Genomic DNA, 14,925 nt, shown 5'->3' with positions numbered 1-14,925 from the left:
GCCGGCTCCCCAGGAGCCGGCGCAAGTGCCTCAGGCAATCTTCTTCAGACCCAGTTTCTTCAGTTCTTCATCGCGCAGTTCGCGGCGCAGGATCTTGCCAACGTTAGTGGTCGGCAGTGCATCACGAAACTCAATGAAGCGCGGCACCTTGTAACCTGTGACGTTGGCGCGCATGTGCTCCATCACCTGCTCCTTGGTCAGCGTGACGCCGGGGCGGGCAACGATGAAGAGCTTGATCACTTCACCAGATTTCTCATCCGGCACGCCGATTGCCGCGCACTGCAATACACCCGGCAGCGCAGCCAGCACATCCTCAAGTTCGTTCGGATAGACGTTGAAGCCGGACACCAGAATCATGTCCTTCTTGCGGTCGACGATGCGCATGTAACCGTCTGCCTGAATCACGGCAATGTCGCCGGTCTTGAGCCAGCCATCGGCATCGAGGATCTCGGCCGTCGCATCCTCGCGCTGCCAGTAGCCCTTCATCACTTGCGGGCCTTTGATGCACAGCTCACCCACTTCGCCCAGTGCCAGCTCATGCCCGTCATCATCGATCACCTTGCAGAGTGTCGAGGGCACCGGAATGCCAATGGTGCCGATCTGGTTGCGTTCGGCCGGGTTGACGGCGGCTACCGGGCTGGTTTCGGTCATGCCGTAGCCTTCACAAATGGCACAGCCTGTGACGTCTCTCCAGCGCTCGGCAACCGACATCTGCAACGCCATGCCTCCCGACAGGGTGATCTTCAGCGCCGAGAAGTCCAGCTTGCGGAAATCGGCGTTGTTGCACAGGGCCACGAACAGGGTGTTCAAGCCGACAAAGCCGCTGAACTTCCACTTCGACAGCTCCTTGACCATGGCCGGCAAGTCACGCGGGTTGCTGATCAGGATGTTGTGGCTGCCAATCAGCATCATCGCCATGCAATGGAAGGTAAAGGCATAGATGTGATAAAGCGGCAGCGGCGTAATCAGGATTTCGCAGCCTTCATTGAGGTTGGAGCCCATCAGCGCCCTGCACTGCAGCATGTTGGCCACCAGGTTGCGGTGGGTGAGCATTGCCCCTTTGGCCACCCCGGTGGTGCCGCCGGTGTACTGCAATACCGCCACATCGGAACTGGCCGGATTGGCTTCCTTGATCGGCTGACCACGGCCCTTGTTCAAGACATCATTGAACTTGACCGCCTTGGGCAGGTGGTACGCCGGCACCATCTTTTTCACGTACTTGATGACGCTGTTGATCAGCAAACGCTTGAGCGGTGGCAACAGATCGGCAACTTCGGTGACAATAACGTGTTTGACTTGGGTCTTGGGCACAACCTTTTCCGCCAGGTGTGCCATGTTGGCCAAACAGACCAGCGCCTTGGCGCCGGAATCATTGAACTGATGTTCCATTTCCCGTGCGGTATACAACGGGTTGGTATTGACCACGATCAGGCCGGCACGCATGGCACCGAACACTGCAACGGGGTACTGCAATACGTTTGGCAACTGCACCGCGATACGATCGCCGGGCTGCAAGTCAGTGTGCTGTTGCAACCAGGCGGCAAATGCCCCGGAAAGTTCGTACAACTCGCCGTAGGTCAAGGTTTTGCCCAGGTTGCTAAAGGCCGGTTTATCAGCGAAACGTTGGCAGGACTGCTTCAATACCGCCTGGATATTCGGGTACTCATCCGGATTGATCTGCGCGGCAATCCCGGTTGGGTACTTATCCTTCCAAAAGTTCTCGATCATGGAAGCCCACTCCTCCAGCACCAGCGAATTCTTCACCGCAGTCGATGCGATTATTATTGATATTAAGTTCCGGTTTATTGCAAACCGAATGCTCAGAAGCGCGCCGAGAGTAGCAGCTTTGCCAAGGCCCGCCTAGGGCTAAAGCAGCCCAAACAGTCACAAAAATGACTTATAGACTATCAATAGTCACTTTTAGAGTAATTAGTCTACTGGTGAGGTTTTGTTCCCGTCACATCGCCGGCAGCGCATCTCCTGCAAGAGGCTGCATTGCCGACGATGCGCATCACGTCACGCGATGTCACGCAGCTCGCGGCGCAAGATCTTGCCCACCGCCGTCATGGGCAACGACTCGCGCAGCACGATGTGCTTGGGCACTTTATAACCGGTGAAGTTGGCCTTGCAGTAGGCCTTGAGCTCTTCCAGGCTGATGCCCGGTTCACGTGGCACCACGAACAGCTTCACCGCTTCGCCAGAGCGCTCGTCCGGCACACCAATGGCTGCGCAGTTGGCCACCTTCGGGTGCGCCATGACCACATCTTCGATTTCATTCGGGTACACATTGAATCCCGAGACAATGATCATGTCTTTCTTGCGATCGACAATCCGGGTGAAGCCATCCGGATCAATGACCGCGATATCACCCGTCTTCAACCACCCTTCGGCATCCAGCGTCTCGGCAGTAGCCTCTGGACGCTGCCAATAGCCTTTCATGACCTGCGGCCCCTTGATACACAGCTCGCCACGCTCCCCCAAGGGCATTTCATGCCCCTCGTCGTCGATAACCTTGAAGGCCGTACCCGGCACCGGAATACCCACCGTCCCCAGACGGGCCTGCTGACCATACGGGTTGGTACTGGCCACCGGTGAGGTTTCGGTCAAGCCGTAGCCTTCGACGATACGGCAGCCCGTCAGGCTCTCCCAGCGCTCCGCCGTGGCCTTGACCAGGGCCGTACCACCGGAGTTGGTGACCTTCAATGCAGAAAAATCGAGCGTCTTGAACGCCGGGTGCTCCATCAGTGCAACGAACAGCGTGTTAAGCCCCAGCAGACCGGTGAAACGCCACTTCTTCAGCTCGTTGATAAAACCGCCAATATCTCGCGGATTGGTGATCAATACGTTGTGGTTGCCCGTCACCATCATGCACATGCAATTCGCGGTAAACGCATAGATGTGATAGAGCGGCAACGGCGCGATCATCACTTCCTGGCCATCCTTGATCATCTTCTGGCCGTCCGGGCCAAGCTGGGAAAAACACGCCAGCACCTGCAGCATGTTCGCCACCAGGTTGCCATGGGTCAGCATCGCGCCCTTGGCCAGGCCCGTGGTACCACCGGTGTATTGCAGCACCGCGACGTCGTCCAGGCCCAACGACACAGGCCTCAAGGCATGCCCCTGCCCCAGCTTCAACGCGCGCTTGAAGGGCACCGCTTGTGGCAAGTGGTAGCTTGGAACCATTTTCTTGACCGTGGCGACAACCGTGTTGACCAGCCAGCCTTTGACCGTTGGCAAGAGGTCGCCCATCTTCGCTTCGATCAAGTATTCGATCGCTGTGTCGGGCAGAACCTCCTGAACCAATTTGCCGAACATGTTCAGGTAGACCAAGGCTCGGGCACCCGAGTCCTTGAACTGATGACGCATTTCGCGGGCGGTGTACAGCGGATTGGTATTGACCACGATCAGCCCCGCACGCAGGGCACCGAATACCGCAATGGGATACTGCAGTACGTTGGGCATCTGCACCGCGATGCGATCACCGGGGACCAGGTCGGTATGCTGTTGCAAGTAAGCAGCAAAAGCTGCCGAGTGACGATCAAGCTCGGCGTAGGTCAACGTCACCCCAAGGTTGCTGAATGCCGGGCGGTCGGCGAATCGCTTGCATGAGCGGTCGAACACTTCAATGACCGACCTGTAGGCGCTCAGGTCAATCTGCGAGGGAACCCCCGCAGGGCGTTTATCATTCCAGAAATCAGCTTGCATTTATTCTTGTCCTCATACCTGAGCCGTTCCGGACCGTCTCGTCTCCAGACAACGGTGCTTTGCCGACGTTAGCAGGTATGCCTCGGACGGCAAACACGCCAAAGACGACATATCTGACAAGCTCTGTAACTAAGGATGTGAATCCTGTTGCCAGTGGCCAGTCCCCCTCCCGACTGGGATATACACTGAGCAGATCACGCGATATGCGCAAAAGGAGCCGCCATGCACCATGACGCCTTCTGGCTGCCGGCCAGCGATCATTGCAGCCTCTATGTCTATCAGTGGCTGCCAACCGGCCCGGTCAAGGCCGTAGTACTGCTGGCCCATGGCATGGCCGAGCATGCAGGCCGCTACCAGCGACTGGGCGAAGCGCTGAGTGCCGCTGGCTACGCCCTTTACGCCCATGACCAACGCGGTCACGGTCGAACGGCAGAGCTGGGTACGCGAGGTCTGTTCTCACAACATGAGGGCTGGAGCAAGGTGGTCAATGACCTGGGGCTGCTCAATCAATACATTGGCCAACAATACCCCGGTACACCGGTGTTTCTGCTCGGCCACAGCATGGGCAGCTACATTGCCCAAGCCTATCTGCTGCACCACAGTGCGAGCCTGCAAGGGGCGATTCTCAGCGGTTCCAACTTCCAGCCACCGGCGCTGTACCGAGCGGCCTGCCTGATCGCTCGGTTCGAAGCCTGGCGCCAGGGGCCCGTGGGCCGCAGCGCACTGATCGAGTGGTTGTCATTCGGTACCTTCAACAAAGCCTTCAAACCTAACCGCACAGCGTTCGACTGGCTTAGCCGCGACCCTGTAGAGGTCGACAAGTACCTCTCCGACCCCTTGTGCGGCTTTCGCTGCAGCAATCGCCTGTGGATCGATCTGCTCATGGGGCTGGAGCAGATCAGCCAGCCGAGCAACCTCGCACAGATCGATCCGAACCTGCCAATCCTGATCATTGGCGGCGAATGTGATCCGGTCAGTGCCGGCAAGCGTCTCAAGGATCTGGCTGGTGCATTGCGTCTGGCCGGCAACCAGCACGTGCAGCTGCAACTGTACCCGCAAGCCCGGCATGAGCTGTTCAACGAAACCAACCGCGACGAAGTTACGGCTACAGTTATTGACTGGCTCGAGCGGGCCCTGGCCCTTGGCCGCCCCCCTCGCTGTGAATAACCCCCTGCCTCGTCGAACCTGAAGGACTCCACCTCAATGACCCAGGTCACCAACACGCCTTACGAAGCCCTCGAAGTCGGCCAGACCGCCAGCTTCAGCAAGACCGTCGAAGAACGTGATATCCAGCTGTTCGCCGCCATGTCCGGCGACCACAACCCGGTGCATCTGGATGCAGAGTTCGCCGCCAAGAGCATGTTCAAAGAGCGTATCGCCCACGGCATGTTCAGTGGCGCACTGATCAGCGCCGCCGTCGCCTGCGAGCTGCCTGGCCCGGGCACGATCTACCTGGGTCAGCAAATGACCTTCCAGAAGCCCGTGAAATTCGGCGATACCTTGACCGTTCGCCTGGAAATTCTCGAGAAACTGCCGAAGTTCAAGGTGCGCATCGCCACCCGCGTGTTCAACCAGAACGATGAACTGGTGGTAGACGGCGTGGCCGAAATCCTCGCGCCACGCAAACAGCAGACCGTAGACCTGGTGAGCCCACCACCGATCACCATCGGCTAAGCCCAGAGTACTGGCCTGGACGGCGCACGCAAAAGCGCCGTCCTGGCGGCTGGTGTCAATCCGGCATCTGATCGGTAACCAGCGCCACCAACCGCTCGACACTTTCCCCCCAACCGCGATGAAAACCCATGTCATCGTGGGCCTGGCAATCTGCAGCATTCCAATGCCAGGCACGGGCGGTATAGAGCGTCTTGCCGTGGAATTCCTCGAACGTCACCACGGCCGTCATGAAGGCCTTGGTCGATGGCACCCACCCCGGCCCGAAGGCATCGGTAAAGACAATGCGCTCGGGAGCAACGATCTCCAGGAACACCCCTTGGCTCGGATACTCCGTGCCGTCTGGCGCAGACATGACTGTGCGAAACAACCCGCCGGCCCACAGCTGCATCTCACACAGTGGCGTAGTCATGCCATGCGGCCCCCACCACTGACTCAACAATGCTGGTTCCGTCCAGGCACGGAACACCTTGGTACGCGGCGCATCGATCAGGCGTGTCAGCGACAATTCGTGCGCGACCTTGCCGGGATCAGGCGTTAGAGGGCTCATCGTGTTGTTCTCCTCAGCCATCAAGGTTGAAACTCACGCACTGAACAGGCTGCAGTACACGCAGCCCATGCAGCGAAAATGCCCCCAGAACGCTTCGACTACCGGGCTTTCAGTAGCAGCCAGATTTCAACCACATTGTTATGGCTGCCCGGATCGTAATCGGCACCTCAACCCAGCGATGTACTCGAAACTGCTTTGACCATCAGCATTACAGCATAGGCCATAGGTGTCGTGACCAACCTGCCCACATGCCTGCCGGATGACTCACAGGGCGGTTGCGGGCACCGCCAGGATAAACTCGCGGTAACCGGAGACGATCACGTACACCGCGAAATAGCAGAAGATCCCTGCCGAGGCCAGGTACGACCAGGTCAGTAAACGGTCACCAAGCAACCGCCCGCCGTGGCTGGCGACCAGGCACAACGAGAGGCTCCAGAGCACCCCGGCAGCGAAGAACCCGGCCAGGAACACACCGGCCTCCAGCAGGCTGCCGCCACCAGAGCGCGAGATAAGTACACCGCCTACCGCAGCGAACCAGAGAATCGCGCTAGGTGAGGACATGGCCAGGAAAACACCGCGCATGAACTCACGCCACGGTGACTCCACGACCACCTCATCACTGGTGTTCAAGTGCGCGTCACCGCGCAGGGCAGTTATCAGCATCCGAACGGCAAACCACACCAACAGTAGCGATCCCGCGACCCACAACACCCAACGTACTGCCGTGTACTGCAGCAGTACCGTCATTCCCGCCAGCGCAGCCACGGCATAAAGCAGGTCGCCGATACAGGTTCCCAAGCCCAGCCAAAAGCCCTGAAAGAAACCGCGACGCATGGCCAGGGTAATCATGGCGATGTTGGCCACACCGATATCCAGACACAGTGACAAACTCAGAAGAAATCCATTGGAAAAAGGCATGAACCGTCCGTGATAGGCTTCGTAAACAAGCGCTTATTAAACCCTTTTGTATGTATTGCGTGTTGGAAGAAATGGCCTGTCCCCGGACGTCGCCAGAACCTCAACTCAACCCGCCAGCACCCGGGCATAGCGTTCACGGTCGACATTCGCCCCACTGAGAATCACGGCAACCTTGCGCCCCTGCTGCCGCTCACGCTCCTGCACCAACGCCGCAAGGCCTGCAGCTCCAGCGCCCTCCGCAGTATTGTGCGTGTCTTCATGAAAAACCCGCATCGCCTCGGCGATTTCCTCGTCGCTGACCCGCACAATCCGTGCAGCCCCCGCACGCACAATTTCAAACGCTTCAGGCTGCGGCATACGGCAAGCCATGCCATCGGCAAAGGTATCGGCGCTCTCGGTGGTGACGATACAACCCTGCTCAAGGCTTTGAGCAAAGGCATCGGCCTGCGTTGACACCACACCGACGATCTCGGTGCGCAAGCCCAGCAGATCACGGGTGCGAATCAGGCCACAAATCCCCGACCCCATACCGATGGGCACATAGACACAGTCCAACTGGTCAACGCCCTCGAACAGCTCCAGCGCATAGGTGGCGACGCCGCGGATCAGCTCCGGATGAAACGCCGGTACCAGTTCATAGCCCAGTTCCCGTGCCAGCCGGGCCGCCTCACTGCGCGCCTGATCGAAATCCTGGCCGAACTCGATCAACTGGGCGCCCAGGGCCCGCATTGCTGCGTTCTTTTCCCGCGAGTTGCCCACGGGGACGACGATGATGATCGGCAACCCGGCATTACGTGCCGCCAGCGCCAGGCTCTGCCCATGGTTACCGCGCGTGGCGGTGACCAGCCCCCGAACACCGGGTGAAGTCGCCAACAGCGCCTGAACATAAAGCAGGCCGCCCCGAACCTTGAATGCACCGGTAGGGGCATGGTTTTCATGCTTGACCCACACCTCACAACCCAGGCGCTCGGCCAGACGCGGCCAGGCATACTGAGGCGTGGCAGGAATGCTGGGGCGGATCAAACGAACAGCATCGCGCAGCGCAGGTAAATCAAACATGGCAATCACCTTCTCGGGTCAGGGTTTGACCCGATCTTAGTCATCACGCATTGTATGGGTAAAACCTTATATTGCATGGCCGACAATACATGTGGATACCGCTCCTGCCCAACACCCCCCAGCCACGCTACCTGGCCTTGGTCGAGGCCATTGCCGAGGCTATCGAGTGTGGTGAACTCAAGGTAGGTGATCGTCTGCCGCCACAACGGCGCCTGGCCTGGGCACTGGGCCTCAACCCCAGCACCACCCAACAGGCGTACCGCGAGGCCGCCACCCGCCATCTGGTCAGTGGCGAAGTTGGCCGGGGCACCTACGTGCTGGCGGGAAGCAAGGAGGCCACGCTGTTCTGCCTGAAACAGGGCAAAGCGGCCCGCATCGACCTGTCGACCAACGTACCGGCCGTCAACCAACACAACGACGACGTCGAGCGCGCACTACAGACGTTGATAGACAACAACCAGACCCAGCGCCTGGAACACTACCTGACCGCCGATGAGCTGCTACTGGGGCGCGCACTTGGCGCCGCCTGGCTGCGTAACCGTGGCCTGAGCCTTTCGCCGCAACAGGTGCTGCTCTGCGCGGGGGCCCAACAAGGCCTGTTCAGTCTGCTGTTGTCGTTGTGTCAGGCGGGCGACCCGGTACTGGTCGAAGCCCTCACCGCCCCCGGCATCAAGGCCGCCTGCCGTCAGTTGCGCCTGCCCTTGCACGGCGTTGCGCTGGATCAGCACGGCATCCGCCCCGATGACCTGGAACGCATGGCCCGCGCCACCGGTGCCCGCGTAGTAGTGCTGACACCCACCCTGCATAACCCGACCGGCAGTTGCCCATCACCGCAGCGGCAACGCGAGATCGCCGCCGTGGTCAGGCAGCATGGGTTGTTGCTGATTGAAGATGATGTCTACGGCGCACTCACCGATAACCCGCCGCTTTTCCCTTTGCTGGGTCGACAGGGTGTATTGGTGACCAGCCTGTCGAAAACCGTCGGCGCGGGGCTGCGCCTGGGCTGGATTGCGGCCGACACTGAGCTGCTGCAACGGATCGATCCACATACCCAGGCGACCCATTGGCCTGTATCGCCGCTCAGCGTGCAGATTGCCAACCGCTGGCTATCCGACGGTACAGCCGAGCGGCGCCTGGCCTGGCAGCGCGAGGAAATCGCACAGCGTTGGCGCCTGGCGCGCAAGGTCCTCGGCGCGGCACTGCAGGATGGCAACACCCCCTCCCCCCATCTCTGGCTCACCGGGCAGCGACCTGGTGCCGTGATGGCGGCGGCCTGTCGGGCCGAGGGCGTGGATGTGGTGCCGGCAGAAGTCTTTGCCGTCAAACAAGGGGATCTGCCCGCGATTCGGGTGAGCCTTTCGGCGGCCACCGACCGGGCAGTACTCAAACAGGCACTGGAACGTATTGCACATGTGCTCAATCAAAAACCGATTAAAGAACCCTGCACAACATAACCAACGCAGTTATTTATACCCTTAACAATAAAACCCCCGCTGCTGCGGGGGCTTGAGAACATCTGGCAATGCCTATTAACCGTTGCTGCAACCGTCACCCATGGCGCGGTATTCAATGGTATGACGCTGGCCCTGATGGTCTTCATAAGTCATGGTTGCTGGCACGACTTCACACACATTTGGCAGGGTCGACAGGCTGATTACCTTGGCAATATCGAGGTTTTGCGAGTAATCATACTGCTCGGCAACAGGTTGAGCGGCTGCCGTTTCAACTTCATCTGCCAGCGCAAATGTAGAAAAACCGATCAAGGCGAATGCAAGTAATTTTTTCATGTTAGTTGGCCTGCAAAGCAATCAAACAAACAAATTCACTTCATGCGCCGGATGGGCGGGGAGAAGTTGTTACATCACAGGTTGATGTAACACGAAGTACCGATCCCAATTAACTATTCTGTTTGGGATGTGCTTAGTTTACAGCGCAACTTCCGTCGTTAAATCCCGAAGCCGTACATTCACTATTACCGATTCAGTAACAATAACCACCTTGCACAGGGCTCGACGGGCCGACACCCCTGGTGTAAAACCGCGAGATAGAGCCTTGCGTGGAAACCCATCGTGCCTCAGATCCACTACTGCTTGCTGCCTGCCCTTGAGCAGCCACTGCTGAATAAATTCTACAAAAGCCAGGGTTCATCGATGCGTGCGGCTCCCGGCGGGCAACACTGGGTTGCACGCGCACCACAGCTCATCGCCGCGCTGAACCTTACGGCGGTGCCCGGTGGCAGTTGGTTGACCGGATTACTGGTGGGCAAAGAATGGCGTGCGCAGGGCATTGCCCGGGGCCTGATAGAAACGGCAACGCGCCAAGAGGAAGGCAGCGTCTGGTTGTTCTGTCATCCTGATCTGCAGGCGTTCTACGCTCGGCTGGGCTTTGCATCAGCCCACACGTTGCCCGCCCCACTGGCGGACCGCCTGGTGCGCTATCAACGCAGCAAAGCCCTGCTGGCGATGGTTCGGCCTCAATCGTCCTGATCGACCAAGCCTGGAAACAACACCTCGGTGTAACCGAACTTGGCGAAGTCGTGAATGCGCGAAGGGTACAGCCGACCGATCAGGTGGTCGCATTCATGCTGCACCACGCGGGCATGGAAGCCTTCAGCCACTCGCTGAATCGGCATGCCCTGAGGGTCAACGCCTTCATAACGAATACGGGTATAGCGCGGTACTACACCACGCAGACCCGGCACCGACAGGCACCCTTCCCAACCGTCCTCGACTTCAGTGCCTAACGGTGTGATCACCGGGTTGAGCAGGATGGTCTGCGGCACGGCCTCGGCATCCGGGTAACGCTCGCTGCGCTCGAAACCAAAGATGACCAACTGCAGGTCAACACCGATTTGAGGTGCAGCCAGCCCGACCCCGCCAACATGGCGCATGGTCTCGAACATGTCAGCAATCAACTGCTCCAACTCGAGGCTGCCATACAGATAGGCTGGCACCGGTGGTGCGATGCGCAACAGGCGCTCATCGCCCATTTTCAGGATTTCACGAATCATGGGGCATTCGACTCAACGTTCGGGATCGGATTCAGGCTGGAGCGAATGATCGCGACCAAGTCCGGAAACATGCTTTTTATCATGGCTATGATCGTCATCGGTAAACGCCTTTTTGCCGAGGGTGCTGATCTCCTCGCACATATGGTCGATCACCGCGTTCATCTCTGCGCCCAACAGCAACACCGCCGCCGAGATATAGAAGTACAGCAACAGCACAATGATCGCACCGATACTGCCGTACATGGCGTTGTAATCGGCAAAGGTCTTGACGTAATAACCAAAGCCCAGAGACGCAATGATCCATACCACTACCGCCAACACCGACCCCGGTGTGATCAGACGGAATCTCTGCTTCACATCTGGCATCACGTAATAGATCAATGCCACCGCCACCATCAACAAAATGACAATGGCCGGCCAGCGCAGCACCATCCAGAGCGTAACGATGAAGTCCTCCATGCCCACCTGCGACGCGACCCAGGCCATCACCTGCGGCCCGAGCACCATGAAGGCTGCGGCAGCCAGCAACATACCGGCAATGCCCACGGTGTAGATGATCGACAGCGGAAAACGCTTCCAGATAGGCCGTTGCTCGACCACATCATAGGCCGCGTTCATCGCACTCATCATCAACCGTACGCCCGCCGATGCCGTCCACAGCGCAACAACAATACCAATCGAAAGCAACCCACCCTTGGACTGCTGCAACTGGTCAATCACCGGGTTGACCTGCTCCAGCGCCTGCGGCGGCAGCACCAGCTCAGACTGCAAACGCAACCAGGAGAAAAAGTCCGGCAGGTGCAGGAACCCGATCAATGCAATCAGGAACAGCAGGAAGGGGAACAGCGAAAACAGCATCTGGTAAGCCAGTGCCGACGCATAGGTGGACATCTCATCATTGAGAAACTCGCGGACCGTTCTCACCAGCACACGGTGAAGCGGCAAGCCGCGCAAGTCGGGAAATATCATGGCGTCTCCTGTCACTGCTCGACAGTCATCGGCAGGTTCCATGTGCGCGGTAACAGTGATCAACTCACGTTAGTCTAAATGAGCAACGGGCAGGCAGCACAACGCAACTGCAAAGAGATCAATCGCCCCATTGACCCACACTGCGCCCTCAACGTTCCATTTTTCTTGCCGTGCGCTCTCTGTGGGACGCAGGCTTGCCTGCGATGGCTTCAGCGCAGATGCCAGTGAGTACACTGGTGCCTGCATCCTTGGCAATCGCCTAAAGCCTTGGAAGCGGCCAGCTTGCCCCTCTTCAAGCAGCCCGGTCTATGGGACGGGCGACACGCGGAAGATGTGGAAGTCGCGCCTCGAAAAAGGCCAGTAGATGATCAAGCTCGCAGCATTTGGCAAACAACGGTGCGACACTAAGGGCATTCTCCTTCATATAATTGTCATACCAAGCAAACTCCAAACCCACTAACCCCTGCTTTTTATCAATAACAACCTCTGTAAATTCAGACCACTCAAAGGTTCTCAGATGAAATATCGTGTGTACCCCACGATAGACTTTCGAATTCATTGACGCACGCAACAGCATCACTTTGACTGGCCCGATCACGGCATAAATCAGATAACTAGCGTCGCGGTCGAGGCTTGCCATGCAGGCAAAGAGAATCGCCGTAACAATCGCGAGACACGTCAAGAACCTCAGCGTCCACTCTGGAAAATTTTTCCATTCACAAAATTCTGCGCCAGATGCTGTAAAGCGGTAGGCGAAATTCATGCGCTGATGGGTCATGCATACCGCAGGGGTCGATATGAAAAAGAAAAATAGAACATAGATCAATGTCTTCGAAAAACCAGGTTCGAATACTGAAGTAAAATATTGGTAAAGTGCGAGCCCAAAAACTATCGACAACATCACAACCAATAGGCCATTGGCTATGGTCGTATTATAGTTTCGCGCCTTGATCCTCCATCCCAGCAGCTCTGGTTCATGTGCATACATCCACGTCAGTTGCGGCGGCAGTTCTCGTGGCGTGCCCCAGTGATCCAGCAGGGACTTCACGCCAGATAAACCTTCTAAAACCTTCATTTCGCCATCCCCTCGGGCATCAAAATGCTACGCCCTTTCAACTGACTGGAGACTACGCGGCAGTTCTGGAACCTGCTTTTCAAGAAACGCCAAGATAGTGTCAAACTCTCGCCGCCGCGCATACAGCGGCGCAGTGCTGATTTTACTGATGTTCAGATAGTTGTCATACCAAGCAAACTTCAAGCCGACCAATTTTTGCTTACGATCAACTTCCACCTCTGTAAACTCAGACCACTCAAAGGTTCTCAGATGAAATATCGTGTGCACCCCACGATAGACTTTCGAATTCATTGACGCACGCAACAGCATCACTTTGGCTGGCCCGATCACGGCATAAATCAGATAACTAGCGTCGCGGTCGAGGCTTGCCATGCAGGCAAAGAGAATCGCCGTAACAATCGCGAGACACGTCAAGAACCTCAGCGCCCACTCTGGAAAATTTTTCCACTCACAAAATTCTGCGCCAGATGCTGTAAAGCGATAGGCAAAATTCATGCGTTGATGGGTCATGCACGAAACAGTAAATGCCATGAGACAGAAAAAAAACACGCAGGACAGCGTTCGCCAAGGCTGATCAGTACCTTCATAGACGTCATACATAATGAAGCACAATGCCAAGGTAAAAAAAAGCATGAAAACAAACATCCCATTAGCGACAGCGGTATTGTAGTTTCGCGCTTTTATCCTCCAGCTCAGCAGCTCTGGTTCACTTGCATACTTCCACGTCAGTTGCGGCGGAAGTTCTCGTGGCGTAGCCCAGTAGCTCAGCAGGGACCTCACTCCAAACAACCCTTCTGAAACCTTCATTTCGCCATCCCCTCTGGCACCTGAAGGTTCAACCCATAGATGCTGTGTTTCTCCAACTTCTGTTCTTCAGGCAGCATGTCGGTGAACAGCGTATTTTGACGCTCGGCCTCACGCAAATCGTCGCGCAAGGCCACGCGGAACATGTAGCCACGAGCGTCTGCACGTTGATTGAGCGGTGGCGGGTAATGCACTTCCAGCTCCAGCGCTGTATTGCTCTTGGGTGTCGCCACCCAGGCCTGCCATACGCGATGTTGATCCTTGGCCTGATAGGCAAAATCGCTCTGTAATTGCTGGCCACCGGCGGCCTCTGGCAGTTGCCCGGCCAGCTCAGGATCAACCCAATGGCCTCGCAGAAAGTGCTCGTAGAGTGGGCTCTGCTGCTGCGGCGTGTGATAGACCGGCGAGCCTTCACTGTCAATCACCACCGGTTGCAGCTGGACAATACTGCCCGCCAGCGTAGCGGGGAGCAGCAGTTGCACCCAGAACCCCAGGCAACGTTGTGGCCCTCGGTCCGGGTAGGTGTATACCGCCCGGGCCCAGACGCTGGGCCGCTGCAGGATCTCCAGCAAAGCCATCAGTTGGGTTCTATGGCCATCAATGCCAACCCAGCTGTCCTCCGGTGCCTTGCCCCAGCTACAGCGGTACAACCAGAGGCGCAAGCCTTCGCGCTTGTAGAGGTTGGCACGCGCCGAGAACAGTAAATAGGCCATACCGAGTGCGGCCAGAATCATGGTAACCGGTGAGGACATGATCCAGGCAAAGTTGAACCAGTAACCTAAAACAGCACCTACGATCTGAACGGTTGCAACACCGCTCATTCCTATAAGTGCACCCCACTTCAGTTTGAGTAAACGCTCTTCATCCTCACTACTCGCACCCGCAATATCCTTGGACACCTGCCACGCCTCAACACCCGCAGCAATTGCACCAAGCGCCGCCCAGGTCGCGGTACGGGCAATCAATCGCTTGGCATATTGGGCAAATGTCATGTTGCTTTCTGCAAGCCAGGCTTTAACGCCCGCTTCAGCAAGTTTGGCGATTTTGCTTCTTACAGGTGCAGACATCCCCTGCGCCCGATTCCACGCCGGGCCCACGCACACGGCCATCATTGCGTTACCGGTATAGGCCGCATTGGCGGTCATCATCCGCAGTTCGCTGTTG

General features: G+C 57.6%; 14 protein-coding genes and 1 pseudogene. 4 read left to right on the top strand and 11 right to left on the bottom strand.

All coding sequences use genetic code 11. From position 1 onward, the window contains the following. Positions 1–30: 30 nt before the first annotated feature. Positions 31–1,728 (bottom strand): long-chain-fatty-acid--CoA ligase FadD1, encoded by a 1,698-nt coding sequence (gene fadD1 / locus UIA24_RS18320; protein WP_330523504.1) that lies wholly within the window; start codon positions 1,726–1,728, stop codon positions 31–33. A gap of 288 nt (positions 1,729–2,016) precedes the next feature. Then, complete coding sequence (gene fadD2 / locus UIA24_RS18315) at positions 2,017–3,705, bottom strand: long-chain-fatty-acid--CoA ligase FadD2 (RefSeq protein WP_330523503.1); 1,689 nt, start codon at positions 3,703–3,705, stop codon at positions 2,017–2,019. Between the two features lie 222 nt (positions 3,706–3,927). Here fadD2 and UIA24_RS18310 point away from each other — a divergent pair, with 222 nt between their 5' ends. Both UIA24_RS18310 and UIA24_RS18305 read left to right on the top strand, forming a co-directional pair. Further along, a complete protein-coding gene (locus tag UIA24_RS18310; RefSeq protein ID WP_330523502.1) occupies positions 3,928–4,872 on the top strand; it encodes an alpha/beta hydrolase in 945 nt (314 codons plus the stop codon). 36 nt (positions 4,873–4,908) lie between these two features. Then, positions 4,909–5,379, top strand: a complete 471-nt coding sequence (locus UIA24_RS18305) for a MaoC family dehydratase (RefSeq protein ID WP_099773846.1) — start codon at positions 4,909–4,911, stop codon at positions 5,377–5,379. 55 nt (positions 5,380–5,434) lie between these two features. Here the strand turns inward: UIA24_RS18305 and UIA24_RS18300 are convergent, their stop codons facing one another. From UIA24_RS18300 to UIA24_RS18290, 3 genes are all read right to left on the bottom strand, one after another. Further along, positions 5,435–5,926, bottom strand: a complete 492-nt coding sequence (locus UIA24_RS18300; protein ID WP_330523501.1) for an SRPBCC family protein — start codon at positions 5,924–5,926, stop codon at positions 5,435–5,437. Between the two features lie 264 nt (positions 5,927–6,190). Beyond that, the gene (locus tag UIA24_RS18295; protein WP_330523500.1) at positions 6,191–6,844 is read right to left on the bottom strand and encodes a LysE family translocator; all 654 of its coding nucleotides are present in this window, start codon (positions 6,842–6,844) and stop codon (positions 6,191–6,193) included. 105 nt (positions 6,845–6,949) lie between these two features. Beyond that, on the bottom strand, positions 6,950–7,903 hold the full coding sequence (locus tag UIA24_RS18290; protein ID WP_330523499.1) for a threonine dehydratase: 954 nt from the start codon (positions 7,901–7,903) through the stop codon (positions 6,950–6,952). Positions 7,904–7,992: 89 nt separating this feature from the next. Here UIA24_RS18290 and UIA24_RS18285 point away from each other — a divergent pair, with 89 nt between their 5' ends. After that, entirely contained in the window at positions 7,993–9,357 is a 1,365-nt protein-coding gene (locus tag UIA24_RS18285) for an aminotransferase-like domain-containing protein (RefSeq protein ID WP_330523498.1), read from the top strand. A 75-nt stretch (positions 9,358–9,432) separates the two neighbouring features. Here the strand turns inward: UIA24_RS18285 and UIA24_RS18280 are convergent, their stop codons facing one another. Continuing rightward, on the bottom strand, positions 9,433–9,690 hold the full coding sequence (locus UIA24_RS18280) for a DUF2790 domain-containing protein (protein WP_065761764.1): 258 nt from the start codon (positions 9,688–9,690) through the stop codon (positions 9,433–9,435). A gap of 282 nt (positions 9,691–9,972) precedes the next feature. Between UIA24_RS18280 and UIA24_RS18275 the strand changes: the two genes are divergently transcribed. Continuing rightward, positions 9,973–10,389 (top strand): GNAT family N-acetyltransferase, encoded by a 417-nt coding sequence (locus UIA24_RS18275; RefSeq protein ID WP_442963047.1) that lies wholly within the window; start codon positions 9,973–9,975, stop codon positions 10,387–10,389. On the opposite strand, the gene def is transcribed toward UIA24_RS18275, so the two are convergent. The 5 genes and pseudogenes from def to UIA24_RS18250 form a co-directional block, all read right to left on the bottom strand. Further along, complete coding sequence (def, locus tag UIA24_RS18270; protein ID WP_099773844.1) at positions 10,377–10,913, bottom strand: peptide deformylase; 537 nt, start codon at positions 10,911–10,913, stop codon at positions 10,377–10,379. The two genes, UIA24_RS18275 and def, sit on opposite strands and share 13 nt — an antisense overlap. 12 nt (positions 10,914–10,925) lie before the next feature. Then, complete coding sequence (locus UIA24_RS18265) at positions 10,926–11,882, bottom strand: YihY/virulence factor BrkB family protein (protein WP_065761767.1); 957 nt, start codon at positions 11,880–11,882, stop codon at positions 10,926–10,928. Between the two features lie 292 nt (positions 11,883–12,174). Beyond that, positions 12,175–12,957, bottom strand: coding sequence for a hypothetical protein (locus UIA24_RS18260; RefSeq protein WP_330523497.1), 783 nt, complete (start codon positions 12,955–12,957; stop codon positions 12,175–12,177). Between the two features lie 27 nt (positions 12,958–12,984). Then, a complete protein-coding gene (locus tag UIA24_RS18255) occupies positions 12,985–13,764 on the bottom strand; it encodes a hypothetical protein (protein WP_330523495.1) in 780 nt (259 codons plus the stop codon). Continuing rightward, positions 13,761–14,925, bottom strand: a pseudogene (locus UIA24_RS18250) (T6SS effector BTH_I2691 family protein); the annotation flags it as partial. The pseudogene UIA24_RS18250 and the gene UIA24_RS18255, both read right to left, overlap by 4 nt.

Origin of the sequence: Pseudomonas sp. AL 58, from assembly GCF_036348395.1 — a bacterium.
Taxonomy (GTDB): Bacteria; Pseudomonadota; Gammaproteobacteria; order Pseudomonadales; family Pseudomonadaceae; genus Aquipseudomonas; species Aquipseudomonas defluvii.
This window is presented reverse-complemented; position numbering and strand designations above follow the sequence as displayed.